The sequence below is a fragment of the Pseudomonas cerasi genome (assembly GCF_027983475.1).
GTDB classification, from domain to species: Bacteria; Pseudomonadota; Gammaproteobacteria; order Pseudomonadales; family Pseudomonadaceae; genus Aquipseudomonas; species Aquipseudomonas cerasi.
The window spans coordinates 1,155,172-1,182,113 of record NZ_JAQJVM010000002.1; the positions used below are offsets into that span (position 1 = coordinate 1,155,172).

Annotated in this window: 37 protein-coding genes; 3 read left to right on the forward strand and 34 right to left on the reverse strand. The window is 58.2% G+C overall.

The features are described 5' to 3' along the window. Positions 1-16 precede the first annotated feature (16 nt). The 33 genes from PI739_RS14320 to PI739_RS14480 all read right to left on the reverse strand — a co-directional run bounded on the left by PI739_RS14320 (position 17) and on the right by PI739_RS14480 (position 23,813). Complete coding sequence (locus PI739_RS14320; RefSeq protein ID WP_271351962.1) at positions 17-679, reverse strand: hypothetical protein; 663 nt, start codon at positions 677-679, stop codon at positions 17-19. Then, entirely contained in the window at positions 676-1,044 is a 369-nt protein-coding gene (locus tag PI739_RS14325; protein WP_096104493.1) for a hypothetical protein, read from the reverse strand. Before PI739_RS14325 ends, PI739_RS14320 begins: the two co-directional genes overlap by 4 nt. Further along, positions 1,041-4,220 carry a phage tail protein gene (locus PI739_RS14330; RefSeq protein ID WP_271351964.1) on the reverse strand — a complete coding sequence of 1,060 codons (3,180 nt, stop codon included), beginning with the start codon at positions 4,218-4,220 and terminating at the stop codon, positions 1,041-1,043. The genes PI739_RS14325 and PI739_RS14330 overlap by 4 nt, the downstream gene beginning before the upstream one ends. Further along, positions 4,220-4,618, reverse strand: coding sequence for a DUF6950 family protein (locus PI739_RS14335; RefSeq protein WP_271351965.1), 399 nt, complete (start codon positions 4,616-4,618; stop codon positions 4,220-4,222). Before PI739_RS14335 ends, PI739_RS14330 begins: the two co-directional genes overlap by 1 nt. 2 nt (positions 4,619-4,620) lie before the next feature. Then, entirely contained in the window at positions 4,621-5,223 is a 603-nt protein-coding gene (locus PI739_RS14340) for a hypothetical protein (RefSeq protein ID WP_024641610.1), read from the reverse strand. Continuing rightward, positions 5,223-5,807: a hypothetical protein gene (locus PI739_RS14345; RefSeq protein ID WP_271351966.1), complete on the reverse strand. Its 585-nt coding sequence runs from the start codon at positions 5,805-5,807 to the stop codon at positions 5,223-5,225. The genes PI739_RS14340 and PI739_RS14345 overlap by 1 nt, the downstream gene beginning before the upstream one ends. A gap of 21 nt (positions 5,808-5,828) precedes the next feature. Further along, positions 5,829-9,080 (reverse strand): phage tail tape measure protein, encoded by a 3,252-nt coding sequence (locus PI739_RS14350; RefSeq protein ID WP_271351967.1) that lies wholly within the window; start codon positions 9,078-9,080, stop codon positions 5,829-5,831. A gap of 174 nt (positions 9,081-9,254) precedes the next feature. Beyond that, the gene (locus PI739_RS14355; protein WP_225231535.1) at positions 9,255-9,431 is read right to left on the reverse strand and encodes a hypothetical protein; all 177 of its coding nucleotides are present in this window, start codon (positions 9,429-9,431) and stop codon (positions 9,255-9,257) included. Positions 9,432-9,496: 65 nt separating this feature from the next. Beyond that, positions 9,497-9,832: a hypothetical protein gene (locus PI739_RS14360; RefSeq protein ID WP_005745637.1), complete on the reverse strand. Its 336-nt coding sequence runs from the start codon at positions 9,830-9,832 to the stop codon at positions 9,497-9,499. Positions 9,833-9,843: 11 nt separating this feature from the next. Further along, positions 9,844-10,338 (reverse strand): hypothetical protein, encoded by a 495-nt coding sequence (locus tag PI739_RS14365; protein ID WP_057405336.1) that lies wholly within the window; start codon positions 10,336-10,338, stop codon positions 9,844-9,846. Positions 10,339-10,392: 54 nt separating this feature from the next. Further along, positions 10,393-10,779, reverse strand: a complete 387-nt coding sequence (locus PI739_RS14370) for a DUF3168 domain-containing protein (RefSeq protein ID WP_003313676.1) — start codon at positions 10,777-10,779, stop codon at positions 10,393-10,395. Continuing rightward, a complete protein-coding gene (locus PI739_RS14375) occupies positions 10,772-11,272 on the reverse strand; it encodes an HK97-gp10 family putative phage morphogenesis protein (protein ID WP_271351969.1) in 501 nt (166 codons plus the stop codon). The genes PI739_RS14370 and PI739_RS14375 overlap by 8 nt, the downstream gene beginning before the upstream one ends. 3 nt (positions 11,273-11,275) lie before the next feature. Next, positions 11,276-11,440, reverse strand: coding sequence for a hypothetical protein (locus PI739_RS14380; protein WP_005745634.1), 165 nt, complete (start codon positions 11,438-11,440; stop codon positions 11,276-11,278). Between the two features lie 9 nt (positions 11,441-11,449). Then, positions 11,450-11,770, reverse strand: a complete 321-nt coding sequence (locus tag PI739_RS14385; protein WP_271351970.1) for a head-tail adaptor protein — start codon at positions 11,768-11,770, stop codon at positions 11,450-11,452. Beyond that, positions 11,770-12,069, reverse strand: a complete 300-nt coding sequence (locus tag PI739_RS14390) for a head-tail connector protein (RefSeq protein ID WP_271351971.1) — start codon at positions 12,067-12,069, stop codon at positions 11,770-11,772. The genes PI739_RS14385 and PI739_RS14390 overlap by 1 nt, the downstream gene beginning before the upstream one ends. After that, complete coding sequence (locus PI739_RS14395; RefSeq protein ID WP_271351972.1) at positions 12,070-12,273, reverse strand: hypothetical protein; 204 nt, start codon at positions 12,271-12,273, stop codon at positions 12,070-12,072. A gap of 49 nt (positions 12,274-12,322) precedes the next feature. After that, entirely contained in the window at positions 12,323-13,540 is a 1,218-nt protein-coding gene (locus tag PI739_RS14400) for a phage major capsid protein (protein WP_271351973.1), read from the reverse strand. After that, positions 13,537-14,178 (reverse strand): HK97 family phage prohead protease, encoded by a 642-nt coding sequence (locus tag PI739_RS14405; protein ID WP_271351974.1) that lies wholly within the window; start codon positions 14,176-14,178, stop codon positions 13,537-13,539. The genes PI739_RS14400 and PI739_RS14405 overlap by 4 nt, the downstream gene beginning before the upstream one ends. Beyond that, the gene (locus tag PI739_RS14410) at positions 14,165-15,379 is read right to left on the reverse strand and encodes a phage portal protein (RefSeq protein ID WP_271351975.1); all 1,215 of its coding nucleotides are present in this window, start codon (positions 15,377-15,379) and stop codon (positions 14,165-14,167) included. Before PI739_RS14410 ends, PI739_RS14405 begins: the two co-directional genes overlap by 14 nt. A 2-nt stretch (positions 15,380-15,381) precedes the next feature. Further along, positions 15,382-17,067 (reverse strand): terminase large subunit, encoded by a 1,686-nt coding sequence (locus PI739_RS14415; RefSeq protein ID WP_271351976.1) that lies wholly within the window; start codon positions 17,065-17,067, stop codon positions 15,382-15,384. Beyond that, a complete protein-coding gene (locus PI739_RS14420) occupies positions 17,067-17,573 on the reverse strand; it encodes a terminase (protein ID WP_057434459.1) in 507 nt (168 codons plus the stop codon). Before PI739_RS14420 ends, PI739_RS14415 begins: the two co-directional genes overlap by 1 nt. A 139-nt stretch (positions 17,574-17,712) precedes the next feature. Then, entirely contained in the window at positions 17,713-18,051 is a 339-nt protein-coding gene (locus tag PI739_RS14425; protein WP_005740847.1) for an HNH endonuclease signature motif containing protein, read from the reverse strand. 23 nt (positions 18,052-18,074) lie between these two features. Beyond that, the gene (locus tag PI739_RS14430) at positions 18,075-18,413 is read right to left on the reverse strand and encodes a hypothetical protein (RefSeq protein ID WP_016567852.1); all 339 of its coding nucleotides are present in this window, start codon (positions 18,411-18,413) and stop codon (positions 18,075-18,077) included. Beyond that, entirely contained in the window at positions 18,413-18,784 is a 372-nt protein-coding gene (locus PI739_RS14435; RefSeq protein WP_016568950.1) for a DUF3450 domain-containing protein, read from the reverse strand. The genes PI739_RS14430 and PI739_RS14435 overlap by 1 nt, the downstream gene beginning before the upstream one ends. A 122-nt stretch (positions 18,785-18,906) precedes the next feature. Beyond that, positions 18,907-19,251 carry a hypothetical protein gene (locus tag PI739_RS14440; RefSeq protein ID WP_163023241.1) on the reverse strand — a complete coding sequence of 115 codons (345 nt, stop codon included), beginning with the start codon at positions 19,249-19,251 and terminating at the stop codon, positions 18,907-18,909. 214 nt (positions 19,252-19,465) lie between these two features. Continuing rightward, positions 19,466-19,852 carry an antiterminator Q family protein gene (locus PI739_RS14445; protein WP_016980598.1) on the reverse strand — a complete coding sequence of 129 codons (387 nt, stop codon included), beginning with the start codon at positions 19,850-19,852 and terminating at the stop codon, positions 19,466-19,468. Positions 19,853-19,854: 2 nt separating this feature from the next. Beyond that, the gene (locus PI739_RS14450; RefSeq protein WP_271351977.1) at positions 19,855-20,175 is read right to left on the reverse strand and encodes a hypothetical protein; all 321 of its coding nucleotides are present in this window, start codon (positions 20,173-20,175) and stop codon (positions 19,855-19,857) included. Then, positions 20,172-20,357, reverse strand: a complete 186-nt coding sequence (locus PI739_RS14455; RefSeq protein WP_200380769.1) for a hypothetical protein — start codon at positions 20,355-20,357, stop codon at positions 20,172-20,174. The genes PI739_RS14450 and PI739_RS14455 overlap by 4 nt, the downstream gene beginning before the upstream one ends. Positions 20,358-20,373: 16 nt before the next feature. Further along, positions 20,374-21,654, reverse strand: coding sequence for a tyrosine-type recombinase/integrase (locus PI739_RS14460; RefSeq protein WP_271351979.1), 1,281 nt, complete (start codon positions 21,652-21,654; stop codon positions 20,374-20,376). Next, on the reverse strand, positions 21,651-22,082 hold the full coding sequence (locus PI739_RS14465; RefSeq protein ID WP_271351980.1) for a VRR-NUC domain-containing protein: 432 nt from the start codon (positions 22,080-22,082) through the stop codon (positions 21,651-21,653). Before PI739_RS14465 ends, PI739_RS14460 begins: the two co-directional genes overlap by 4 nt. After that, entirely contained in the window at positions 22,079-22,375 is a 297-nt protein-coding gene (locus tag PI739_RS14470; protein ID WP_016568955.1) for a DUF1364 domain-containing protein, read from the reverse strand. Before PI739_RS14470 ends, PI739_RS14465 begins: the two co-directional genes overlap by 4 nt. Then, a complete protein-coding gene (locus PI739_RS14475) occupies positions 22,372-23,043 on the reverse strand; it encodes a replication protein P (RefSeq protein WP_122408142.1) in 672 nt (223 codons plus the stop codon). The genes PI739_RS14470 and PI739_RS14475 overlap by 4 nt, the downstream gene beginning before the upstream one ends. Continuing rightward, on the reverse strand, positions 23,040-23,813 hold the full coding sequence (locus PI739_RS14480) for a helix-turn-helix domain-containing protein (RefSeq protein WP_271352031.1): 774 nt from the start codon (positions 23,811-23,813) through the stop codon (positions 23,040-23,042). The genes PI739_RS14475 and PI739_RS14480 overlap by 4 nt, the downstream gene beginning before the upstream one ends. 202 nt (positions 23,814-24,015) lie before the next feature. On the opposite strand from PI739_RS14480, the gene PI739_RS14485 reads away from it, so the two are divergent. Continuing rightward, positions 24,016-24,276, forward strand: coding sequence for a hypothetical protein (locus PI739_RS14485; protein WP_024420199.1), 261 nt, complete (start codon positions 24,016-24,018; stop codon positions 24,274-24,276). Between the two features lie 204 nt (positions 24,277-24,480). Here the strand turns inward: PI739_RS14485 and PI739_RS14490 are convergent, their stop codons facing one another. Then, positions 24,481-24,678: a Cro/CI family transcriptional regulator gene (locus PI739_RS14490; protein WP_236471174.1), complete on the reverse strand. Its 198-nt coding sequence runs from the start codon at positions 24,676-24,678 to the stop codon at positions 24,481-24,483. 78 nt (positions 24,679-24,756) lie between these two features. Between PI739_RS14490 and PI739_RS14495 the strand changes: the two genes are divergently transcribed. Both PI739_RS14495 and PI739_RS14500 read left to right on the forward strand, forming a co-directional pair. Further along, positions 24,757-25,608 carry an XRE family transcriptional regulator gene (locus PI739_RS14495; RefSeq protein ID WP_271351981.1) on the forward strand — a complete coding sequence of 284 codons (852 nt, stop codon included), beginning with the start codon at positions 24,757-24,759 and terminating at the stop codon, positions 25,606-25,608. Positions 25,609-25,973: 365 nt separating this feature from the next. Then, on the forward strand, positions 25,974-26,909 hold the full coding sequence (locus PI739_RS14500) for a P63C domain-containing protein (protein ID WP_271351982.1): 936 nt from the start codon (positions 25,974-25,976) through the stop codon (positions 26,907-26,909). Positions 26,910-26,942 lie beyond the last annotated feature (33 nt).

Below are 26,942 nucleotides of genomic sequence, written 5' to 3' on the forward strand. Positions count from 1 at the left end.
TAAAAGACGCCTTGATTTAGGCGGTAAGTTTTGCGCAGAGAAATGGCCTGTGACCTTGATCGGTCCATGCTGTTGTTGCGAGGCTGTAAAGCATTATTTTCGAGTTGGCGTAATCCACGCCGATGGCGCAACCGCCACCGTTTGACCCGTTATGGCAATGAAATGCGAACGAGTTTATGGAGATAAATTCCCCAACGCCGAGAGCTTTATCAATGCTCCACCTGTAACGCTGGCCAACGCTTAGTTGCTCGCTGCCCACATATGTCCAGTTACCAGCAGCAAACGTCACGACGACTGGCGGTGCCCCGCTGTCATATACAAGCTCGCCTCCCGGCCCCCAAATACGCATTCCGAAAGAGGCTGTCCCCATAGACGCCCATGCGGCAATAAAGTATTGACCGCTCAGCGTGCTCTGAACGTTTGAAGCCTTCATGGCGAAGCCTGTCCAGTTGCCAGGCCCGCCAGTGAACCAAACCGATATCGGCACCTGAACGATGCCGTTTTGGTCAGGCCTGATGAATACCAGCGGCGGGTCAGCGCTTGTTACCGCGCGCGGAAAGGCGACATTCGCGTTTGTTGTTCCCGAATAACTGCCCTTCGTGAGCACGCAGAGCCGAGGCGTCTCCGAATCAATCTGCACGTAAGAGCTGTCGTTGATGCTGATAACGCCAAAGCTCATGTCTTGAACCTCACTGCAAAGCCTTTCGCGACGATGCGCGTCTGGTTGGTGTTACCGAGATTTGCTGACGGGTTGGCTGACCTCAGAACTACCTGGCCAGCCGATGTGGTCACGTAGGGATAGGACTTGGTGTTGCCCGTGGCATCACCCTCAGCTGACTGAATGTCCTGTGCCCTTGTAGGGATGACCATAAAGACGCAGTTCGCCGGATCAAAGCCAGGGATGCTCAGCGTGATTACCTTTGCCGTTGATCCGGACGTGTCACTGAAATCAATAACCCCCTGCCATATCACTTGATAAGTGAACGTGGTCGTATCCATAACCAAGTTCCCGTTTTCGTCCCAAACTCTGGCTCCGTAACTCATGCGGCCAAATTCCCCCACTGGTAGCGCAGCTGGCCCCTCTCATCGTAAACCTTGCCACCTTGGCCGTTTATTACTTGCTTACCCCCACCGGCAAGTGGTGAATTGATTTCAAACGTACCGTCCTTGCTCAAAATCCAACCGGACTGACCAGCTATATAGTTTGTTGAACTGATATAACTACCGATCTTGGCGTTGGTAATCGTGCCGTCTTGAATGAACGTAGGACCAAGGAACAGCTGCCCGTTCTGGGCAACGAAAGGAGTCGATATCGCTCCGCCCGCCAACGTGTTTACCAGTGCGAACCGGTCGGCAGACATGAGAATCTGGCTTTGCAGCACCCCGCCAACATTCTCAATCCCTGCGCCTATCCCCGCCATGACGTACTGGCCGTTGGAGTTAACTTGCAGCTTGACGGTGTACATCGCTGTGAGCTTGCCATCCGTGGTCGCCTGGGCCGAGCTTACCGTCTGAACGGCTGCGCTCGCGCCGTTGGCCGTAGCCTGCACCTGATCCAGCTTGGTCGACAGCGCACCGTCAGCGGTCGACCTGGCATTCGCTTCAGACTGAATAGCCGCCTGGTTCGTGCCGACAGATGCTGTGAGCGTCGATATCTGCTGGGCCGTCGCCTCTCGATCCGTGGCGGTCGTCGTTTCGACTGTCGCGATCCGTGCTTCGTTGGTGCCGACCCGCGCCTGAAGCGTCGTCGTGCGCTGCGCCTGAGCGAAGTCCTCTTCGGCTCTGACCTTCACTTCCTGTGCTGCGCTGGCCGCGCTATCCCAGCCACGAATTGCGTCGAGCAGATCACCCTCCCCGCTGTCAGCGCGGTACTGAGCCTGCACCGCCTGAAGCTGGGCTGCCGTAGCGGATGTCTTTCCGTCTACCGTGGTGATGTCTGCGGTGTTCTTCGTTACCTGGGCTGCCAGAGCATTTGCCGCCTGAACAACCTGCCCAGTGTCAAGCCAATATGTAGAGTTCGGTGGCGAGTTCGCCGCACCTTTCGGAACGGCTATTTTGGCGGTATAGAGCCTCTGGCCGAGCCGAACCGTTTCGCCGATTGCGTATGGTTCTTCCGGGTCGTATTCGAGGGCATCTACCAAGTCTCCGATATCGGCCTTCAGCTCTTCCAGGCGTTCATTGACTGAGCCAGGTCCGTCGCCATCGATGAGGTCGATTCGGCCCAGAAGTTTCTTACCAAGCTGGGTTTCTACTATTTGCCCCTTCAGCGCCGCCAGATAGGCCGACACATCGTTCGAAGTGGACGCAGGCACATAGAGAAAGGCGCTCTTCCCGTATGCGTTAGATGAGCGGATGAAGTAGTAATAGTTCGTGTAGAAGGCCAAGGCGTTATGAGTGAAAGACAGACCCTGCCCCAGATACTGCGACGTACCAGATGTGGCATTGGGGTTGGTGCTGAAAAAGTACTCGTAGGTGCCGCCGTTTAAGCCGTGGTTCGGGTTCTGGGGGATCAGCACGATGCTTTCGAGCGACGATTGCACTACGCAAGATTCCGGGATTGGAGGACCCTGAATGCTCACCGATATCGAGGCCTCTCCGGAACGAGCCATAGGCCCCAGAGCAGCCACACTCATTGTGTATGTGCCCGACGCCAATCCGTTGATGGCAAGCGTGTTGGCCGTCGCTGGCACCGAGCGTGACTGCGCGACACCGCCGCCCTGACGGACTGTCACCACATACGAGGTGACGATGCCCTGCGGTGGAACCCACGACAGCACGCCCTGCACCACCTCAGCGGCATCGCCCGGCGACCATGCAAGCCCTGTGGGCGATCCAAGCCCGCCGCTTGGCAGGTTGATGAATCCCAGCGGGTTGTAAGGCTGGCCCACGGCGTCATCGAAGATTGCCGCCTCGTACTGCTTGACCTGAACCGTGCAGCCTTCGTTGTCACCCATCGACCAATCAGAGACGATGAACTCACCAAGGATGTTCAGGGATGGCAAGTTCACACGCACGACACGGCCAGGCCGGCAGTTGTATCCTGAGAAGTTCATCGGCAGGCTGATGCCCCCGTCAGCGCGACGTTTTCGCAGGGATATGTTCGCAAGGCGCTGCGGCTGATACGCGTCGGTCACATACGAGAACGTCATCGTCTCTGCAGCTTCGCCGCCGTCCTCAAGAATCCATTCGGAAACGCTTACCTCTGGGTAATCCGTCTCGGTCCAGGACTGCTCAGGATCGATAAACGTGCCGCGCACCGTATTGATGGCGGAATCGTTGGTCGACTCGGTGCTGCCAGACACAGTGCCGATGATCATGTCTTCGGTGATTTCGAAGTCATACGGACCGTAATAGGCCCCGACCTGAAGCATCCATCGACCACCGACGCGGATAAGCTTGCCGGCGCAAGCTGCCTCCAGTTTCTGGAGCACGCCGGGGCGCTGCTCATCAGCACCAATCACGCATGAGGTACGATAGCGCTGGCTGACAGAGCCGTCGGCATTGGTAACGGCCTCGTCGCTCAAGTTGGCGGCGCTGGCGAACGTTTCAAAAATGATCTCATCGTCCGGCACGTTGCAGCGGTTACGCAGGTACCAGAGGATGTGCAGCGCCGTGTTCTCGGTGTAGATGTTGCTGCCGGTGCGCGGGTCGTAAATGTCATTCCGGCCACGGACCACAAAGCGGGTGTCAGGGATGCCAGACGGGAACTTCTCGGCGCTGTACTTCAGGGTTATGCGCACGAACGACAGGCCCCGCCCGATCTGGGTGTCCTTCCAATCTGGGCAGTTGGCCTTGAGAAATGCGTTCACCTCTGTCGGATTGACGATCAGCTCATAGCTGGCGAACTCGCCGTATGTGCTGATTTCCTCTTCGCCGAGGTAGATATTTTCAAGACCATCTATGGCGCCTTCACACAGCACGTAGACGAGGTGCAGCTGCTCGCCCTCTGTGAGGGTGCCGGACTGCTCTTGCGCCCAGACGAGCACGCCACCAGTGGACACACGGCCGAGGATGAATCGGATCGGCGCTTTCGACGACCTCACAGTCTGGGCGGACGGCTCGTTGTCGCGGAGTGGGGATTTGGTGTTGAGCTTCTCCTGTTGCTCAGATGCATAAAAAGCGAGTGCCGCACCAGCAACAGCGCCCCATGGGCCGCCTTGAGCGAAGCCAACGACAGCACCGACGGCGACTTGAGCAAGTTTTCTAACACCACTGCCCATTATTCAACCCTCCACGCCGCCAATGGCTCACACACAACGCGCGCAACGCCGTCATCGGTCGTCGCCCAATAATCGCCAGCCCAGAACACGGCCATGCTGCGACCTGCCGGAGCTTCGTACATCACGACATCGCCGCGCTGGATGAACGGAACTGCGACCCGTGCAAAGCACGCGTCCCATGCAGCTTCCAGGCTGCCGTGACGCTTTTTCAGCGCGCGCTTGGCACCCGCTTCAGTCTTGTAGGTGCCACGGTATTGTTCTGCTGGATCGACACCGCACACGGCGCTCGCGCAGTCGGCGGCGAACAAGCAACAGTCAAATTCCCCCCATGAAAAAGGCCGCCTTTGGGCAGCCTTGATCACTTCATGCAGACGCGTGGTCCAGTCTCGATTGCGCATATCTAACTTCCGTAGGTGAAGGTCGGCGCATCCTTGGCAGACCCCCAGTAGATAGGCCATTCGGACATTTGCGCGATTGCGTAGAAGAACCGGTCGCCCTGGTGCCGGGCGCGGTGGTTTTCGTCCGTCCAGCGCTCAGTGCCGGTTCGGCTCCATTCGGCCATGCGGTCGATGACCGGTACGGTGATGGTGTTGCCTTCCTGGCCATTCCCTGCGAACGAGAATTTGGCAGCGTCCATGCGCCCGGAAAACAGGATGTCGGCGGCGTAGTTACCGGCCTCGTCGAACACCACGAAGATGACCTTGGCCATTCGGCCCCGGCAACCGCGCACGTTGGTTTCGGAAAGGATGTAGGAGTCCAGCCCGCTCAGCGTCAAATCCACCGACATGGGCGAGCCTGAGTTGTCACTCTCTTTCGACTGGCTGACCTGACCGAAATTGCCCACGCCTTCGTAGGTGATACCGTCGACGACCAGCTCACCGGTTCCGGTGTGAGCGAAAACCATGCCGTCGGCAAAATCAAGCTGCACGGCGTAGACCGGCATGAATTTGCCAGTGGCGATGATATCCACCACACGCTGACTGAAAGGAAATGCTGAGGGCATCAGAACGCCTCCCTGAATTGCAAAGCGCTGTTGGATACCAAGGGATCCTGAACCACCTGATGGGTGTCGTCTAAACGGCGCATCTCCGAGTAAGGGTTGCGATATTCAACGTGTGAGCCCACGGTCAGCGTTTTTCGGATGCGCTTGTTGAGCGAAACTTGCACCCGGCCCTCCGCTGTCGAACTGGCATCATCTATCACCTCGAACATCTCACCGCCAACCGTGATGTAATCCCCCATCGAAAACACTTTGGCGCTGGGTATCACGCCGCCAATGGTCATAAAAGTGGCTTGGGAAAAACCTGAAACCACTACCGCAGCACCGATATCGTCGACTCGGGTACGGGTGATAGCGGGGATATTCACAGTCCCATACATGCCCTGCAGCTTCCCGATCAGAGAGGTGAGCTGTCGCTCATCCTCATCAAACAGCACGCCGAAGGTCATCGTGCATATCCAGTACGCGCCGGGGTAGCCAAGGATTTGTTGTGAGTTCGAAAGAATGGAAGTGAATGCGCGGTTGTTGTAAGTGACACCCCATGTTGTTTGCGATGGCTCAAGCGATTCAGGCCAATCAAGCGCCATGACGCCTCCTTATGCTGGTACTCAGCGGTTGATCAGTTGCCGGGCTGGCCCGTTGGTTTTGAAATCGTTAAGCACCATCTGGTATGCCGCCTGTGCGCCCTCCTGGGCTGCGCGCCGAACCTCGGCTCTCAATACGGCGTCAGAGTTGCCCTGGAAGGTGAAGTGCTGGGTGACGCTTCCCAGCGCGGTCGAAGTCGTCGCAGTACTGCCGCCACCTGCACCACCACCTACCATGCGGACGCCCAGCGAGCCGTCGGCTGCGCGCGTTAGGGGCATGATCGCCTCCGGCCCTGCCTCGCCCGCCATGCCTGTCTTTCCGCCAGCCATACCGAAAAGCGTCGGTGTGTTGACGATGGAGTTCGTGAAAGCGGCGCCCTTGGCGAACTTCTGCACGCCGCGATCCCAGACACCGCCGTCAGCCTGGAACACCGAGGCAATACCTGATCCCAGGCCACTGCTGGCAAAAGATGACACGCCGCCGACCAGCGCCTTGCGCACTTGGATGCGGATCAAGTCATCGACGATGGAGTCAGCCAGGCTTTTGAACGACAGCTTTCCGGTTTTTACGAACTCGGTTAGAACATCCTCGGCGCCGTCGAACGCGTCAGAAATCAGCGACTGAGTCTGTCCGGCGATATTGGCAACGTCGTCCCGGTAGTTCTGCCACGCAGCGCTCGCACCCTTCGACCAGTCGCCTTGCGCCTGATCCACCTTTTGCCAGCCGTCTTGCATCACCAGCACTTGCCTGGCGCCATATTGCTCAGTGAGTGCAATTTGCGTGTCCAATGCCTGGCGTTGCTTGTCCGTGGTGGCGGTTGCCAGCTCGGTGCGCAAAGCCAGCACCTTGTTGTTGGTGTCCTGCTCCAGCGACAGGCGAGCCTGAGCCCGCTCGGCCTCTTTGCTGCCCATGCCGACCGCCGAGGCCGTCTGCCCATATGAAGCGCTGGCGAGCGCGAGCTGACGCTGCAGATCGGCCTCGTACTTCATGGCCTCAGCCATGCCGTTGGCCGACGCCACGGTCTGGTCATACTGCTGTTTCAGCCACTGCAGGCCTTGGCCGTACTCTTCCGTGGAAATCTTCCCGGACTTGTAAAGCAGCCGCAGTTCCTCGGTTTTTTTCGACTGCTCATCTGCCGCCGCATTGACCGGATCGAAGCTTTCCTTGAGCTTGGCGTAGGCATCAGCAGCGGTTTTGAGCTGCTGCTCGAGCTTGTTCTGGGCCTCTTTATGCTTCTGCGCCGACTCTGTCGCAGACTTGTCCGCGTCCTTCTGGGCGTCGTAGGCCTTGGCGGTATCACGGATCTGCTTTGCCAGTGCGCCCTGCGGGTCGATCTTGTTCTCGGTAATAAACCGGTCGGCTTCCTCGAGCTTCGTCTTGTCTTTGAGCGCATGGATCTGCTTGTCGAGCGTCTGTTGATAGTTCTTGCCGGCATTCTCGGCGGCGATATCGACTTCGTTCTTGTCCTTCGTGCTCTTGGTGCTGCCGTCGAGCTGCTTGGTGTACAACTCCTGACGGGCAGCCAGCAGGTTGGTATTAACGTCGAGCGTGCTGACGGCTTCGGACTGTTTGACCCAACCGTCCAGCTGCTTCTGAGGAATGCCCAGCTGTTGGCCGACCTTGAGAATCGTGTCGGACAGCGGTTGGCCCGCCTTCCTGGCTTCGTCCATGCTGCTCGCCAACGCAGCAAACTGTTTGCCGCCCGCTTCGCTGGAGCGCGGCCCAATGAGCGCACGCTGCATCGACGTGCGCAGGCCCTCGAACGCACCAGCCGCCTCCTTGGCCGAGTCGCGTTGCTGCTCGGAGATACGCACCAGTGCGCCCTGCTGCTGGTCGCGCGTCAGCTGAGCAAACTCCTTGCGCACCTCTTCGACCGACCGCTTCAGATCGTTCACGTCCGTGCGTGCGGTCTGGGCGTTGGAGCCCATAGCCAGAAACGCCACACCGACGCCGATCGCCAGCGCCGCGATTCCGGCAGGACCGCCCAGCAAAGCCAGCAGGGATGAACTTGCCCGCGCCAGCACGTTCTTGGCGGCAGCGGCTTGAGCCTGGGCCGCTGCGTTGGCGGTCGTTGCTGCTGTGTCGCGAGCCATCGCCGACGAAGACGCCGCAGTAGCGATCGTCAGGCGCTGGGTGGCAGCAGCTGCCGCCGTCTTGGCTGCTGCAAGTTCGACATCCATTGCGGCCAGCGCTGCGGTGTATCGCGTCTCTTCCACCGTGCCAACAGCCAGGCTGGCCTGATAGGCGAGCGCCTGGCGCGCGGCTTGCACCTGGGCGAGCCGCGCGATTGTTTCCGCTTCCAGCGCCTGAGCTGCCGAGTACGCCGCAACTGATTCGCGTAGTTTGGCCGCAGTAGCCGCCGCCGACGCCGCCGTTTCCTCGGCCTTGGCAATGGCCGAAGCTTTGGTGGTGGCAATGTTGGTGAGCATCGCCTTGGTAGCCGTCGCAGACGATGCGACCGCATCGATGGCGAACTTGGCGAAAGCCGCCGCCATCTTGCCGCCCAGCGCTGCGACCAGTACATCCACGTTCTCGGCAAGAAAACTGATCGTCTCGCCCAGACGCTTAGCGCCGCCGTTGTCGCTCAGCCCCTGTAGAGACTTGGTGATGCTCTCTATACCTGGCAGCAGGCCGATGGTGATTTGGTTGGCCGCCCCGGAGAAGGTTGCTTTCAAACCGGAAATAGCCTGCCCAGCAGCGACGAGGCGGTTGACGTTGAACTCTGAGATAACCGAGCCCGCGCGATCGGCCTGATCCCCCCACTCCTTGAACCCTTTGCCGTTATTGCGCAGCAGTGGAATCAATGCCGTTGTCTCGTCGGCCATCGCCTCCATGTAGGTCGTCATCTGCTGCTGATTCAGACCGGCCTTTTCGAGCGAGGTGTAGTAGAGCTGCAAGGCCTGTGGCCCGGACAGATTGGCGAACTGACCAGCAGTTACCCCGATCTTCGGCGCGATTTCCTTGAAGAAATCAGACATCTCGCCGCCGCCGCGCTGCAGGAATTCGCCGACGCGGTCGTTGGTGTCTTTCAGGATGTCGCCCAGTTTGTCCTGCTCAACGCCCACAGTTTTTGCACCAAAGGCCATGCGCTGGAAGTCTTCGACCGTGGTGTTCGATAGCGCGGAAAGGTTCTTGACCTCTTTCGCGTAATCGATGGTGCTGGTCGTCAACGCCACCAACCCAGCGATAGAGCCAGCAGCGGCCAGGTTACCGGCGCCGATCTGATCGAATGCTGATGTGACCGCACGGCCCACCGTCTGGGCGCTGGCGTTCACTCGGTCGAAAGCGTTATCGATCCGCCCCAGGCTTTGATCGATGTTATGAGCAGTGCTCGACACCGAGCCTTCCGAGCGGGTCAGCTCCTGGCGCAGCTGCGCCGTGGTGGCTTCGATGCGGACCAGCATGCCTTGGACGTCGGTATCGGCCACGTGTAGAACTCCGGAAAAACGTTATGTGCTGCCCTTGCCGGTGAGCGCCATGCGCAGCTTCTGCGCGACAGTCGCCGGTTTGGGTTTGGATTGGGGGCTGGACTGGGTGCTGCTGGGGAATGGGCTGGTCATGCGTGCCCACTCGATCTTCGCGTCCATAGCGAGGAACAGTTCGGGCAACGAGGTATGCCAAGCCACTTGCGGTGACCAACCGAGCCAGCCGGTGGCCACCGCATAAAGCCGATCGACGTAGCTCCCCGCCTCTACGGCGCTGACTCCATCGGCTGCTCCTTTCCCGGCTCACCACCGCGCGGGTTGTACAGGGCTCCCAGGTAATCCCTGAGCTGCGGGGTCATGTCTGCTACGCCCGCCTGCCATACCGCCTCTGCCAGGCCTTCCGTTTGCTTTTCAGTCAGGTTGGCACCAGCAGCGATGATCAGCGCGGCGCCGTCCACGCTGACCTGGTGCAGCGCGCTGGCTGCGCCTCGGAGTCCGCCGAAACGCGCCTCGATAGCGCGGACGGCAGCCAGGGTCGGCCGCAGCTGGTAGGTGGTCCCGCCAATGACAAGATCGATGTTGCCGTGCAATGTCTTGCTCATGGTTCACCCGATCAGGCGGCAGGGCCGGCAGCGATTTCGAGGACATCGGAGTTGATGCCCATGGTGATGTTGCGGCGCACAACGTTGTCCGCTGCGCCAGGCGCGACGGTGTTGTTCATCACCTTTACGCGGAAGTAGAAAGTGGTCGGCAGCACGACCGGAGTGGCCGTCGCATCACCGTCGTTCAGCGTAACCTTGATGTTGTAGTCGCCCTTGGAGCGGTCCTTGTGGGCAACTTTCACGGCCTTTTGACCCGCGTCGCCGTTGTCCAGACCGACAGTCAGCGTCATGTCGCCAGCGTCGGCAGTACCCTTGTACTTGCGCACGCGGCCATCCTTCAGCGACGTGAAGGTCACCGAACTGAAGGTGTCGCCAAACTCGCCCAGGTCTTCGATTTCGCCGACGTCGACGTATACGTCCTGCTTGTAATCGGCTTCGGTATCGGCGCCGGTTTTGGTGCCGAGGCCAAGTCGGCACCCTGCAGCGGTGTTCAGATTGTCGGCCATGGAAAATCCTCCAAAAGGCACATTGGATAAAGCCGCGAAGCGGCAGAGGTTGAATCAGTGAGTGGTGATGACGCGGACCGTGATAGCGCCCATGTACGTGACGCCGTCTGCATCACGCTGTGAGTCGGCGCGCTCAACGCGCACAGACACTGCCCTGCCAACTTCCAGCGGCAAGGGGCGCTCATCCAGCGCGGCGGTTACCTCAGCGTTAATGCGCTTGACCTCGGCCTGGCCGTGAGCATCTGACCAGACGGTAAGGTAGAGCAGGCGCTGTTGACGCTTGCGCCCGGCGATAGGACTGGTGTTGGTCGAGATTTCGCGGTCGATGGAGACATACGGCATAGGCGTGTCCAGCGGTGCACCATCGTAAATGGGGCATGACACCTCGGCCTGTAGCCGCTCAAAAAGTGCGACTTGCAGGGCAACGGACGGATCAGCCATCGTTTCCTCCCTGGCTGGCCTTCTTCAGCGTTCGATTCACGGCGGCGCGGATGTCTGCCATCACCAACTCCCGATTCACGTCCAGCGAAGGCCGCAACCACGGATGAGCCGGCAGCGCAGGTATGCTCGGGTACTTGCCGAAAAACGTGGAGCCGTCCGACTTGTTCTTGACCGAACGACTACGGTTGCCCGCGCGCTTTTTCCCGTCGTAGCCCTTGGTGCCATATTCCAGAAACCGCAGGTAAAAGAATCGGCGGTTGTCCTTTTTGCCACGAATGCCGATCTGCGCATCCAGGCCACTCTTGGAGACAAACGCCTTCAGGGCGCCAGCCGCTTCGCCAGTGTCCCGAGGGATGGTTGACTTCATGGTGGCCAGGATCTTGTTGGCAGCCTCCTGCATGGCCGGGCGGAGCTCGTTGTCCACGTTCTGATGAATGTTGCGCAGCGTCCGGCGTAGCTTAAAGTCACCGGACATACGGGACCGGCGAGCCATGGGTTACTCCTTTGCCTTGTCGGCTTTCGGGGCCGGGGTGTCCTTGACCTCTTCGACCAAGCCGCGATCAATCAGGGACTTGGCCTTGGCAGCGTCAACGCTGAATTCATCGCCTGTGTTCTGGTCGCCAACGGCGCCGGACAAGCTGGCAAGTGCTCGAACTTTCATAGGATTTCCTCAAGGGTTGGGGACGTTGGTGCAAAGCAGGCGGAGCATTGAAAGCTCGTTGTCTGGCAGTGCAGCCACAATCAGATAGGTGACGCCTCTGTTCACCAGACGGCAGCCTGCAATCAGGTCTGGCCGTGGCCTGACCCGGACTTCTGCGGTAACCACCGCTGCAAGCTTTTCAGCAACGGCTTCGATGCGCCCGGTAGGCAGCGTGAACTCGGCCCAAAGCTGGCCGGACTCTATCCAGGTGTCGTCAAAACCACCGGTTCGATTCCTGACCCGTTCAGGCTTGTAGAGCGTAGGACGGTGACGCATTGGGCCTGCTCTCATTAGAATCGCTTCCTGTACCAAAGCAGGCGGTCGACGGCCAATGGAACCTCAGCGGTGATGGTGCCGATCACAACCGCCTCCCGATTTGAATACCAATGACCTACCAGCAGAAGTACTGCCTGACGGATGTCCTTGGTGAGGGTCATTTGTTCAGGCAGCACAGGGTCGGCGTCGACCAGCACCCGGTCACAATGCTGCTCGACATGCGCCAGCGCCGCGTCGATGTACCCCTGAATCAGAACGTCCTCTTCGATGTGGTCAACACGCAGGTGCGTTTTCACCAGGGATAGCTCGATCATTTACTTGCTCTCTTCCGGCTTGGCCTGCTTGTTGGCCTTGGGAGTGGTTTTGCCGCCAACCTCCTCAGCCAGGCCTTTGCCGATCAGGACGTGGGCATATTCGTCGTCAGCGTCATCGAACACTACGCCTGCGCGCACACGATCGCTCTCTGCGCCCAGCTTGGCCGCATTGCCCTCAAACCCCCACAGGGTGCGAATTTTCATAACGTACCTCAAAAAAAAGGGCCTTAAGGCCCCGGGCGGATGGGTTCGATCACTTGACTGCAAAGCGGCCCTTCACGAACGCGTAAGGGCGGCGAACGGCCAGGCCAAGACGCTCTTCTACCAGCACGACACGCTGGTTCTTCACAAAGTCGTCATTGATCCAACCTACCTTCACGGTGTACGCCATGCGGTCGTACAGGCGGGCGCCTTGGGCGAATGAGCCGACGAGGAATTCACCGCCGGAAGCGGCAGTACCGTCGGCAGCCGGGGTGCCCTCGTCCATGCTGTCAGACACCACTACTGGGCGTCCCCACAGGATTGGTGTGACCAGGCCCTGAAGGTTGGCGAACAGGTAGCGGTTGTCCGCATCCTTCAACAGCTCGATGTTCATCCAGTCAAGGTCAGTCATGACCACGGCATCAGCCGCACGCTGAGACTGCTTGCGCACCTGATAGATAGAACGGCGCACGGTGTCGATCGCCGTGTCACCGGTTTGGCTGAGCTGCGCATTGAAGGCGCTGGCCTGGGTCATGATGCCGTTCAGGTTGTTGCCAGCGCCGTCGCCCTTGAGGATCTGCCCCTCTTCCTTGAGCTTCAAGTCGTAGCGCAGCAGCTCCTGAATGTAGCTGTACAGCTGCGGAATATCATCCAGGGCTTCATCGGTCACCGGCATCCACACAGCAATCTTGCGAACGTTGTCGGTCTTCTGTTCGAAAGTGACATCGCTGGAAGGCTTGGCCGCGCCTTCCGCCACCATGCCAGCGCCACGGGTGTGGAGCTTCTCAAGGAAATAGCTATAGCTCTGACCGGTCACAGGCGTGGTTGGAATCAGGTCGCGAATCACCAGTTCCTGGCGCGGGCGATCTTGAATAACCGGGTCCCACTGCGTCGGCACCAAGCCCGCGCTGGTCAACTTGGTCTCGGACATGGAAGCCATGTCGGACTTGGTGACCTCGATTTCCGCCTGATTCTGGTTCTTCTGCTGCAGCGATTTGTAGGCGTCGTTGCCCTTGACGAGGTCGATGAAGCTTTTCTTCTCACCGCCCTGGCTGCGCAGCTGAATGCCCTTTTCCTCGAGCTTCTGCACTTGCTCGATGACGCGCTCCAATTCGCCTTTCTGGTTTTCGATCTTGGACTTCATTTCCAGCGTCACGGTGTTGCCTTTCTGCAACTCTTCAGTGACGTGGTCGTATTTTTGCTGCAGGCCCTGGAAGCCGTCTTTAAGTTGCTTGTCCAGGGAATCGCGCAGCTCTTTCACTTCGCTCATTGCGAATCTCCAAAATGATGGGTGAACAGTGTTGAAAGTTGTTTCAGCTCATCCACGATCACCGTGGCCGCTGTGTCACCATCTCGGTGCACGGCGGAATAGCCGAGCGAAGCGACGGCTGCCGCTTCCTTTTGCGAAAGGCCCATGCGATCGCGAAGGCCCTTCTCAAAAAGTCTGATGTCCGATTTGACGTCGGTAACTTTTGCTTCTGGGTTCATGCCGAATGGCACCAGCGAGGCTTCCCAGAGTTCTGCCTGCTTGATAATGCGGATGCTCCGACCCTCACGCTCTTCATATGAGGCTAGGATCGTGTTGAAGCCGATGGACATGCTGTCGAGCGTGCCCTCTTTCATCAGCTCGTAAGCATCACGCGCGTAGCTCACAGCCAGGTTGATCTTTCCTTTGATGTAGAGACCATTGCTGTCCTGGGTGAAAGCTGCCGACCCGACAAGGCGCGTCAGATCGTGGAACAGGGCCAACTTCAGTCGACCGCCCCGAGTGGTTTTCACCTTGATGAATGCGCCCGGGAGAATGACGTCGTCGCCCAGGTCGACGTTGTTGAACACGGCGGCATATCCCTCGAAGTTTCCCGCTTCATCCGCTGCCTTGAGTTCGAAAGGGACTTCAAGTTTTGACATTGGTCTGCATCTCCCACCGGGTGATCCGGTTGTATTCATCTCCCGCCAGTGGCGGCAGGTTTTCCTTTTCACGGACTTCGTTAATGGTCATCCAGCCCGACCCGCCGGAGCCGCCTAGGGCGCCTCCGAAGTACGTCGCACGGGCTGCGCTATCCGCGCGCAGCAGCCCCTCGACGACAAACTCGACGAATCGATCTGTATCGCCGTAAAGCTTGTCGTTGAACTCGTCTTCGATGGCATCCAAGTAAGGCTTCAAGCCAAACGTCACGAACCCACTGGTTTGCTGCTCCAGGTTGGACCCCATGATCGAGGTCTTGCTGGCACGGTTGGCCAGGTACAGTGGTACGCCCCAGATGCCCGCCAAGGCTTCTTCCTGGAACTGCTGGGATTCGATGAACTGGCTGTCTTTCTGAGTCAGGCCAGCCGGCACGATTTTCGGGCCGCCCTGCAGGATGGCCATCTTGCCCAGATCCTCGGTGTCGGCCTTACGAACGTCGGGAAACTTATTCATCACCTGAGCCTGCTGCTCAGCAGTCAGGAACCCGTCGTAGATGACGTAACCACCCGTGAATCCACCCTTGCGCATGAAGCGGGCGGACCAGTCGTGCGCGGCCTTTGCCAGGCCAATGGTTTCGGCCTGATGCTCGACCGGCGACATCCCGTTGATCCCGTCACTGCTGAACAACTTGAAGTGCAGCATGTTCTCGGGTGAAACCGGGGCGCGCTTGCCATCGAGCGACACGTAATAAATTAAGCGAGAGTCGAGCGTGTCGACCGTCACATCATACGGAGATACCAGCGTGAAACCGATAGGATCGCCACCGCTGGATCGCTCGATGATGGCAAAAGCGTTGCCGCGCAACGCCATGTTCACCACAACTGCCTTCAAGAAGTTGAGGCGAGTCATGAAAGGGTTCGGCTTACGCATGATGCGACTGGCTCGGTCCTTGTGCGCCACCAGTTGCCGCTTACCATCCTTGTCGTCGTAGAGCTTGAGCGGCAGCCCTGAAACGGTTTCACTCAGGATTTTCACGCAAGCCCAAACGATGCTGATGTTCATGGCTTTGGTAGGCGTGATCCTGACCCCGGCTTTCGTTGCCTTGCCACCGACCGTCATGTCCATTTCGACATAGTTGCCGGTTTTCGGATCCTCATAGCCGAACATCCGCCAGGACAGCGGGTTGTACCAATGAGACGCCATAGTCAGCCTACAAGTCCGAAGAAACCGTTGTTTAGGTAGTCATCCATCCCGCCTTTGCTTTCGGGGTTGAGTGACATAAGGGATACCGCGTTAAAGGTGGCCATCAGCGGGTCGATCTTGGCCGAGCCTGACGCCTGCTTGGTGATGAGGATCGAGTTACCACGCGGCTCGACTCTGGCATTGCCGCAGCACCAGGCCATCATGGGTTGGCCGCCGTGGATCAGGCCGCCCTCGGCCAGCTTGCGCTCGGTGGTCTTGATCGCGCCGCCCAGCTTCCAGCCCTGCGAGATACCAATGATCTTGTCCTGCGGTACGCCAGCCGCAACCAGCGCATCGAGCACACCACCAATACCGGCCGGGTCGACGCCGACCTGATCCAGCAGGCCAGCCTTCTCGACGCGGGCAGCCAGGTCCGCGACTTCCTCTAGGTCATCGCCAATGACTTGAACCATGGTTAGATGGCACTCTTTGGCAAAGTCATGAAGCCTTGGCGCCTCGCCCTTACGGCGCTCAAGCACCGACGGGTGAGCCCAGGCATGCGTCCACAACAGCCACTGACGCGTGTGCTTGTCACGCCCGATTGCAGCAAACCCAAGCAAGTCGTCCAGGCCGCCGCCGTCGATGCCGATATCGATCACTTCGCAGCGCTCGATCAGATCATCCAGCGTCAGGCCGGGCAGCTTGGCCTGCACCTCCCAGAACTCAGCACCGGCCCACCGATCCGAGCGCAGCGCCAGACCAATCTCGACATTTAGGTGCTTGGCCAGAAAGCCACGGAATGATTCTTCGCCGTCGATCTGCGCCTGGGCGAAGCCGCGTTCAATGAACGGTTCGTCCACCGACAGGCCCAGATTCGGATTGGTGATGTACGCGTTCTTAACGTCACGGTGGGCGCCCGCGTCGGTCATGTGTTTTGGGAATTCGTAGAGCACCGGCAAGAAAGACTTGTCGACAATCCCGCCGTCGCGCACCTGACGGGCATAGAGCAGCTTCTGCCGGAAGACGCCTGCAGGCGGCTCATCGGACTGAGTCGTTGCCCAGATGATGAAACCCTCTGGCCTTGATGCCAGACCGCCGGTGGCCTCGCGCAGCATTGCCTCGGCATTGGCTCGCTTGCCGAAGACCCACAGCTCGTCGATGAATACGCCGATGGCTTTCTTGCCCGAGACAGTTTCGCTGTCGGCCGCCACCACCTTCAGCGTCGCACCTGTCTGGTAATGAGTAACCGTGCGCAGGTGATCCTGCACCTTGAACAGGTCCTTCAGCTCATCGTCGGCTTTGACCATGTCCCGAATCGGGATGTAGGAATTGTCAGCGATCTCCTTGGTCGGTGCCAGAATGATGAATTCGCCCGAGGTGCGCCAGTTCAGCACAAGCGCCGTAAGCATGATGCCGGCGGCAATCGTCGACTTCCCGTTCTTCTTGCTGATCAGGAGCATGAACTCGCTGATCATCCGGCGACCGCTGTATGGGTCATAGGCGCCGAAGATGGCGGCGACGAATTCATTCACCCAGGACCGCACGGTCTCGCTCATCAGAGGACTTCCGGTGGCATCTACCATGCGTAGGCCGCCGAAGACCTCTAACGCTTCCGCCGCTTGATCAGGGAATAGCGGTTCGAACGGGATCAGGCTCTGGCGGGCAACAATGCGCTGCTCCCAGTCTGTACAGGCGGTTGACCATTCCATTATTTCACCACCGACAGCGGGCCTTTACGCACGCCAAACTTGCCTTGAGCTGCGCCTGCGGCCTTGTCCTTGGCCGTCTCCTTCTTGCCGCTCTCGCCCTTTCGCGGGTGAAAAAATGGCAACAGAGCCTTACCAGCGTCGACTCGCAATTTCGGGTCAGTCTCAAAGTCGTTCATCGTCGCCAGCAGGAAGTCTTTCGGATCGGAGAAGCGCACAGCCCTCGATAGATCGAACCCCTCGTCTGGCTTTACTTCAGCCTCGCCATGCTCCCCGACAGGTGCGGCGGGTGTCGCAGATGCAGGGGGGCTGCCTTTAACAAATTTGTTAACTTTTTTGTTAACTGCCGCACCTGTTAAGGCGGCGATCACGAACGGATCTTTCGCCAGCCTCGCCCCCGCCTGCGCGGCGCTGGAAGCCGCGTATCCTGCGGCTATGGCTGCGTCTTTATTGGACGCACCTCCCCTGACCGCATCGACAAATGCGCGTTTTTTAGGGGTGAGGGCCATTAACAAAAAATCCTGAAGGGAAAAAAATCTGTACGTGCGGTCGAGGGCGGTCTAGTGATCGAAAAACCCCATATTTTTGACCCCCCCCTCCAAAACGCCTGATCTCGCACCAAAACCGTGCAAATCACGCCAAAACCGGTCAAAACGACCGCGTTTTTGCCTCTTCGCGCTGTTTCACGCTGTTGTGGCAGGTCTTGCAGAGGGATTGCCAGTTGGATCGTGCCCAGAACAGGGATTGATCACCGTTGTGGGCGACGATGTGGTCAACCACCGATGCCGCGACGACTAAGCCAGCCCGATCGCAGTACACGCATAGAGGTTGCGCAGCCAGATGGACCAACCGTGCTTGCTGCCATGCGTAGTTGTAACCTCGCTGGTTCGCCGTGGTCTTGCCCGCTCGCCAAGTAGCTGGAGGCGCGGTGCTTACCCGGTCGCCTTGCGTAGCGACGCGGTTGCCGAGCGTCTTCAGTCGAGCCATGTGTTACTCCAGCATGTGGGCCGTTACGGCGTCTGTCGCTCTACCGCCTCGTTGACCTTATCGGCAGCCTTGCTGGCCGTCTCTGCAGCTTTGGTGGCCTTGCCGGCTGCGTCCTCAACCTTCCCTGCTGCATCGGTCGCGGTCTTGGCCAGCTTGTTCAGGCGCATGTCGCGCTGCACAGTGGCCTCGTCATAACCACGGCGCACTTCGGCGACCTGGGCGCTATACCAACTGGCAAGCGACCATTGCGAAGCACCGAAGCCAAGCGCGAACGATCCAGTTACCAGCAGCGAGGCAATCACCCACACTTCTAGGCGACGCCACCAACGCCTGGCGATAAAGTCTCTAACGCATCTTTCCATCAGTTGATACCTCCAAGCTGTGAACGCAGACGGGCTATCTCAGCGCTTTGACTGGTCACCTTGTCGGTGAGCTGAGCAACCTGGCCGGTCAGGGCTTCAATCTTCCCTTCCATACGGCCAACAGCGGCGGCCAGCTCGTTACGTTCTTTGGCGAACTGATCGGCTCGGGCCTCGGCTTCTTTGCGGGCCTGGCGTTCCGAGTCGAGCAGTTCGTTCAGCCTGCGGACGGTGCCGATGTCGGCGTTGTCCATGGCGCGATCGGTCGCATCCCTGGAAAGGAATTTCCTCAACCAGAGGAAGCCACCCAGCAGGATTGTGCCCGTGCCGCCCAGCCATGTAGCTGTGCCTGGGCCGAGGTCGGTCGGGTCCATCGTTACTCCAGAAATGAAAAAGGCCCGCCGATATGGCGAGCCTCAACAATCAATAACAACCTCGCACTGACGAGGTGTACTACAGCAACATCCTGAATGAAGACGTGCTTATGATCACTGCTTCAGTCATGGCGTCCGTAGCTCCAGAGCCACAGACCAATGCCCCAACCGACAACTGTCCAAACCAAGTCGGCTATAAACAACGCCTTATAGTTAGGTCCTTCCGGGGCAAGGCCGCCGCCAAAATACCTCATCGTCTCGGGCGGAAATACCGCGTGGAACCCGTTTGGAAAAATCGCCCATAACACTAAGAACACAGCTAAGGTGATTATCCAGCCGGCGTGCCTAGAGTACGTCTGGTTGCGACCCCAAAAAGCTAAATAGGTCGCACCGGCAGCAATCACCAATGTGAACAACTGTCCAACTAGGGAAGACAAAACAGCTAAAACTAACGTAATACTTTCCATGACAATCCTCGCGAATGATTCCGCGAATTCTATCATATTGGATCCAAATACGAACCAATACCTCTGACCTTAGAAGCTAGCGTGACAACCGCACAACATTTTCACAGGCAACAAAAAGCCCGACGCAGTGGCCGAGCTTAGTCAGGGGTGCCGCGCTGGAACAGCTAAACACCGTGCTATAAAAACAGGTGTTTATCAGGCCTGAAAGAACTTTTTACGCCGCTTCGCAGATATCGCCCAACGCACCGTCAATCCATGCCACACCTTGACGGATGATTTCGCGTGCTGACCGCTCCGACATCTTGTGAGTTTCAGCGATACGGACCATCGTCCACTTCGAACCGAAATACCACCAGATGAAATCTCCCATCTGCTGGTTGCGCGCGATCAGCCTTGCGATAGCGGAATCCACAAGCATTGCCGTGTCGTCGGTGATGACATAAGTCATCGCGCTCGGCTCTGGGCAGCACTGGTTCCTCAACGCTGCCAGTGGGGACACATAGCGCGGCACGCCCATGCCAGACATCCGCCAGGAGCCCCAGTTTTCCAGCAGGTATTCGGTGTCGCCCAATGGCTTGTCGACGTATGTACGCTTTTTCATGGTCAATCCCCTGTGTAATTCGACCCACCGGCACCGCGGCGGTTGTTCTGTTCGTAGTGGGCACCCAGCGCGGGTATCTGCACCGGGCGCTTCAATTGTTCGATACGTCGGTTAGCGGCCTGCAGGCGAATACTCAACTGGGTCACCAGCACTTCAAGCGGCAGCGCTTCACCTGTTTCAGCGGCGACCCAGCCCGAGGCGTTGCACTGCACGCAGGCCAGTTCATGGAAAACGCCCTTGATCACTGCGCGGCCTCGGCAGGCCGGGCACTGGGCCAGGTCAAACTGCGCGGCGCGGAATGCTGGGCCGTGTGACTTCTTCATTCGCGGCCTCGACCCTGGTATGCCTGAATAACGCCTTCAAATGCCCCGCCGATTACCAGCACAGCGATGGCGACGATCCCACCCGTCACTGAGTTCATCCAGCAAGCCAGGCCAACAGCCACGATGGTGATGTAGTGCTGCCAGAGGCTGATGCTCGGCTTGAAAAGGTCCCGATTCGCCATTTTTAAACCTCGCCTTTTATGGATTCGTGATCGCGCTGGAAGCCTCGCCGTTATTGGCCTCGACTGCATTCTGCGAATTTTCGTTTCTAGTCAGGGTCGAGCGGTGAATGCGGCTAAAGCCTTTCCCGTCTAACCATTCGTGCCACTTGTTCAGCGCCTCACGCTTGAGCAGCTCAGCCGAAGTGTGGATATAGGTCTGCACGTTGCGGGTCAGCGTGTGGTTCACCAGCATCTCGCCGATCAGGAAGTCGACGCCCAGATCAGTCCAGCCGGTCCGGGCCACTTTGCGCAGATCGTGGCTCGTCCACTCACCCTTGCCCAGGCGAGCGAATACGGCACATGCCTGGCTGTCGCTGATCGGTCCACGATTGCGGGCCGGGAACATGTAGGCGCCCTTGTAGCCCTTTGATGACTGCCAGCCCCGATACCGCTCCAGCAACGCACAGGCTTGATGGGTCAGCGGTAGCCGGTGCTCACAGCGGGTCTTGGTGTTCTCGGCAGGAATGAACCATTCGCCCTGCTCACCCAGCGTCAGGTGCGACCATCGGGCCTGCCTTGTCTCGCCAGCACGCGTGCCGTGACACAGCATCATCAAGGCCAGCATGCAGTCCTGCGGGTGCTGGTCGAATCCAGCAGCAAGGTCACCAAGCACCTCTTCCAACTGAACGGCCCGCAGGCGCGATGGTTTTGGCAGGATGCGGGCCTTGGTGAAGTCGGTGAACTTGAAACCGGCGACTGGGTTCTGGGCGATCAGGCGCAGCTTTTCGGCCTGTCGGAACGCGACCACCAGCACGCCCCACATCAGCCGGACGTAGGAGAGCGACATTTCAGCCTGCATGGGCCACATGACCAGCTTGTCCAAGGTGGACCGGTCCACATCGGCAATGAGCAGTTCTGACAGGCGCGGCTTGAGGTGGCAGGTGATGATCGAGGTGTTGGTGGCGCGGCGCTTTGCCGAGAGACTGCGCTCGGTGGACTGACGAACCATGAACCACTCCAGCAGCTGGCCAACGGTCTGCAGCGTGCCGGCTGCGGCAGAAGCCTTCGGGTCAGTCGCGAGGCGTTCCCGGATCTTCGGCAGAGCGTTGATCAGGCCTTTCACAGGTAGCTCTGGGAAACCGGCGATCTTCTCCCACTTCTTGCCCACCACCAGGTGCCAGGTGCCGCGCTCACGATTCTGATGAAACCGGAAGTAGACGCCCGGATAGCGAGCATCGCGCAGGTCGCGCACGTCCGAATTCGATGCCTGCCGGCGGATTTCCGCATCCGAGAACGAAGTAAGCAGGGTCTGGCTCATGGGGCCACCACAGTCAGAGGAAGTCGGAGGTATGCGCGGATTTGCTCCATCGCGTCAAAGTGACCACGGCAGACGATAGCCAGATAGCCTTGCGAGTTGAGCTGACGTATCCACTCGTACTGGCTGCCCGAGACAGCGGCGTCGTGCGGCGGCGTTGCCTTGAATTCGATGTACAGGCCGAAGTACCCTCCGCGAGCCATCGGTAGCACCAGATCGGGAATACCAGCGCGCACGCCCTGCTCTTTCAGCTTTATCGCAACCAGCTTGTGCCGGTGGCCACCGTTGGGAACGTGATAGATCAGCGTCGCCACCAAGGGCATACGCAGCTTGAGCTCGCGCAGCAGCGCTGCCTGTTCCAAGCCTTCACGGTCGACGGACTTGGCGCGGGTGCGCTTCGGTTTGAAAAACGTCATTTCGGCGGGCTTCACGGTGACACCTTCCCTTCGCGAATAAGCGCGTCCTGGGTGCGCATGACCCCCTCGGCGTGGAACAGGCGGACTTCGTTACGGCTCAGCACCGCCGGGGCGCGCAGGCGGCCATCGGCGATATCGTGGCAGTAAGCACACGCCCAAGCGGCCTGCAGGTCGTTTGGCTTGATGCCCATGCCGCAAGTACCAGCCAGTCGGTAATGAGCGAGCACGGTGGTCGAGGATTCGCTCGAGCATCCCGGGTAACGGATCTGGCATTCACGGTCACGCGCTGCGTTGGTGAGTTTGCTCATTTCGTGTCTCCGCTGCGATTGGCACGGAGTTCGGCCAACGCCTTGTTACCCACTTCGGGAGTGATTGATTTGCCGGGCGCGGCGAGCTGCGCAACAGGCACTGGCGGCAACTCTTCGCCCCGCCAGATCTTGCGGCACTGCTCGAGGTATTTCTGCTCAAAGCGGGTCATACCCAAGTCGCGAGGAAGCGTTTGCAGGCTCAGGAATCCAGCGGCAGCAGTGGCGTGGTAGATCGCCGGGTGAAACCACTTACCGCGCCCTTCCATGCCTGGGTGTGAGTTACGCAGAGCTTGGGAATACGCGACCTCGACGCTGGGCAGGCCAAGACCCTCTGGAGCAAAACACCAGCTCACGAACACGCCAGGCGCGGGCACGAATGCCGATTTGCTCGCGCTGACCATGCGCATACCGTGGCGCAGTTGATCCATTGAGTTGATCCCGGAGCGCATGAATTCCGCAAGCCACTCCAGTTTCGCGGCGTTCATCACCTCCTCGGTCGGCCAAGACTGTCTCCATGCGCCGCAAGCTCCACGCAGCCGCAGAAACAATTCGTCGATCACTTGGCGGGTGGCCGGGTCGATCTCGACAGAGACCGCAGGCGATGGCGTGTAGGTCGGATCAGTTCTCCGATTCTGGACCAGATAACCAGCTCGAACAGGCCCATTCACAGGATCACCCCCTTTGAAGCCCAGTCGCCGCCAACTGCCGCTTCCTCATCGGCTGACAGCGAGCCTTTTGCACGCTCTTTCACGTACCAGCCCACCAAGCGGTTACACCAACCGGCGGATGTGTCTACGGTGTTCTGCTTGGCCACATACCAGCCGATGAAGCTTCGGATCAGCGCGTCAGAGATATCGGTACGCTTCACGCCAGCAATCTGAGCCTGGGCGATCAGGTAGCGGCTGTCCGGTGTCCAGTCGGCGAACATGGCGAAGCGCTGGCGATCATCGGTCGACTCCAGAGCCTGCTTGTCCTGCTGATCAATAACGTCCGAAATCTCGCGCGGCTGCTGCTGTTCGGTTAATTGATGGTTAAGTGACGGATTGGGTGCAGATTTCGCACCCCGTTCGGTCGAATTCTGCACCCCGTTCTGCTGTGGTTTGCACCCCGTGCCGTCATCTGCACCCCGTTCAGTACGGGGTGCAGGATTTGCACCCCGCTTGATAGGAAGGTCATACACAACCGGGCGGCGGTCATGACGCTCAATGTACACAGCGGCCAGCGCTTGATTACCCGGAATGATCAGTTCAGAAGCCCGTAACAGCTCGAGCTTAGAACGAACCGTACGCTCGGAAAGGCCGGTGTCTTCGCTCAACGTTGTGGCAGACGGGAAAGCGCCGCGCCCATCAGTGCCGGCATAGTTGGCCAGGCACAGCAGCACATGCCGTGCACTGGAATCGGAAAGGGTCACTCGCGGGATCTGTAGCGCCCACGACATTGCTTGAACGCTCACAGTGCTACTCCAATCGATCTGCCTGTGTTGCCTTGATCAGGTCTGATGTGCATAATCTGTCTCGCAAAGTTGTGAAGAAGCCGGTCTAGCCACCGGCTTTTTTTTGCCCAAAATTCAGGCGTTGTAGGTGTCCGGCGCATCCGTGGTAGCTTTCTGCTTCCACACAAGAAGGTCACGGAGACCGGACATGACTGATCCAACCGAAAAAATTATCGACAAGCTCAACGAGCAGAAGGGAGAGCTCCTCGCTACCCAGGCGCTGCTATTGGGCGTGCTTAGATCGCTTCCGCTTGAAGTGCGCGCGGAAGCCATTCGCGAGTTCGATATCGAGATCGCTACTGCAAGATCGACGCTCGCGTATCTGCCAGTTCCAGATGAAGTCATTAACGGCCTTGAGAACTACGTGAAGGCCCTGAATCACATTCGGGTCTCACCAAACCAAGAGTGAGCATTGCTACGTAGAACGCCTTGCGGCTTTGCTCATCTGTCTTGAGCAGAGCCTTCTTCAGATGCTTTTTGCCTGCCATTTCCACTCCCTTCATATTCACTGTATGAATTAACAGCCCATCCGCTGTACTACCTGCCCTACCCGCCTGAGCGGATAATCATTTCGCTGCCGTTCGAATAGCGTGGCTCGTCGTAACGTATGGGCTTAAGCGGCCGATTTTCTTGCTGGAATTGGCTTGATTTCATTGGCCAAAAGGGAACCGTCATCCATTAAAGTGATGTTGATAGTTCGTCCGGATCTGTGCATTTGGGATACGGCGCTCTGCTGAATCCCCAGGGCCTTGGCGAGTTCGCTCTGGGTGCCGTGAGTTGCCAGGTACTCCCCAAGGGTTACGGTCTTCATTGGCGTTTCTCTCGTGAAATTTTCCAAATATTAGCACTGCTACTTTACAAAACGCAAGGAAATGATTAGCAGTGCTGTTTGCTTAAATATCAGCTCTGCTACTTAATCGAGCATATGAATAAACCTACGAGAACGCCGCTGACAGATTGGCAGCTTGCAGATGCAGAACGGCTGCGGGCTGTTTACAGAAAGCGCGTAGCAGAGTCTAAGAGCCACCCGGATGCTAGACCGCTCAATCAAACAGAGGTTGGGGAGCGTTGCGGCTGGAACTCACCACAAAGCGCATTCAGTCAGTACGCTAACGGCAAGGTCGCATTGAACCTGGATGCCCTTATAAGGCTGTCCAAGGCCCTTGATTTTGAGCCTGCAGATGTGAGCCCGACTCTTGCAGATGGAATAGCGCGCGCATCCGACGAATCGCTTGAGGCTGGCTTTCAATCGGGTATTGGGGCAGCGGACACTCCGATGCCTGCTGACGGCGAGCCCGATATAAGCCTCGACGGCAGCTACTCATTCATCCCTCAGTACACAGCGCGTGCTGCGGCGGGCGCAGGCTATGACAACCCGCATGTAGAGATACGCAGCACCTTGGCATTCAAAAAAGAATGGCTTTCCTCGAAAGGGCTTCAGCCCAAGAACCTGCGTGTCATCTACGCCCATGGGGAAAGCATGTGGCCAACGATCAGCGACCAAGACGTTCTTCTCGTCGACAGCTCTCAGATTGAGCCTGTTGATAATGGCGTGTTCGTGATTGAGAGCATTGCGGACGGAACACTGGTCAAGCGTCTGTTGCGTGATCCACTCCAAGAATGGATATTGCGTAGCGACAACGCCGACAAGGAGGCATACCCGGATCGGTTTATCTTGCAAGGCGAGTCTAACGAACACCAGATTATCGGGCGAGTGGTCTGGCGTGGCGGAGACCTTTGAAAGTCTCTCCATCCGGTTACCTTTGATGTCGACGCTTTTTGATCTGCTAGCGGCGATCGGACAATTCCTGACGGTATGGCCCGGCCCCACTAGGCGTAAGCGAGTATTCTCGCCCGGCTTCGTCATCGTATGCATAATCGTAGTGACGCTTGAGCTTGCCATTCTCATCGCTATGTATAACGACTGAGCCCGACGGAAGCCAGCGCAGGGGCCGATCTGAAGATGAGCACCGCGTTGCATGCCGGCGAGTATAATCTGGCTGGGTATTTAGATGAGGTTAGGGAAGGAAGGGATGTGCGGCCGCGGTGTGAGTAGTGTGCGGGTATTTCTAATTAAGTTGTGCATTGATCAATGGAGCGAAATAGATGTCCGACAAAACAGACGATTTCGATGGAGAGGATGGAATCGATATAGTTGAATCAGATACCTCAGAAGCGGCTGTGGTTCTCAGCTCGTCACTACCTTTTGCGAAATGGCGTGGAAAAATTGATTTAGGAGGTGACGAGCTTGATGTGTATGTCCTCAATACGCAATCTCGTGTCATTGCTCTTCGTTCAGCCATTAAGTCCATCTCCAATACTGAGTCTGGGAACCTGGGTGCGTACATAGGGGTTTCATCGATAAAACCCTATGTAAACAGTGAGTTGATCCTGGGTGAACTTCTAGACTTTTCGATCCCTGGAACGCAGTTTACCGGTCGGGGCATGACTACCGAGCACTTCGAGCTGATTTGTCGTGGGTATGTGCAAGCGTTATATGAAGGGGCGCCATTAACCGATAGGCAGCGGCAGATCGCGATCAAATGCGCTGTGCTCACTGCAGGTCTGACCAGAACCGGCTTGGACGCACTTATTGACGAGGCCACCGGTTACCAATATGAACGTGCGGAAGATGCTCTCCAGGTCAAGCTAAGGGCGTTCATTGCTGAAGAGCTTCGAGCATGGGAGAAGACCTTCCCTGATGAGCTTTGGGAGGAGTTCGGAAGGCTTACCGGATGGGCTACGCCTCTTCAAACGAGACCAAAATGGTGGGGCAAGCTGGTTATCGAGCTTATCTATGACACTCTGGATGCAGATGTGGCTGCATACCTCAAGGCAAATAAGCCTCCTGCAGGCGTCCACTGGCATCGACAGCTAACTGAAAATCTGGGTGTCCGCCAATTAGTATCCCGATGCTGGGAGGTGATAGGTGTTTCAAAAACATGCGACAGCATTAATGAGCTTAGACAGCGGGTGGCTCAGCATTACGGGAAGAATCCGGTTCAGATGACTATGTACTTAAAGCCCAAAACGGATAGCTGATCACTATCAGCCCGGCCTAGCGCCGGGCTGTTT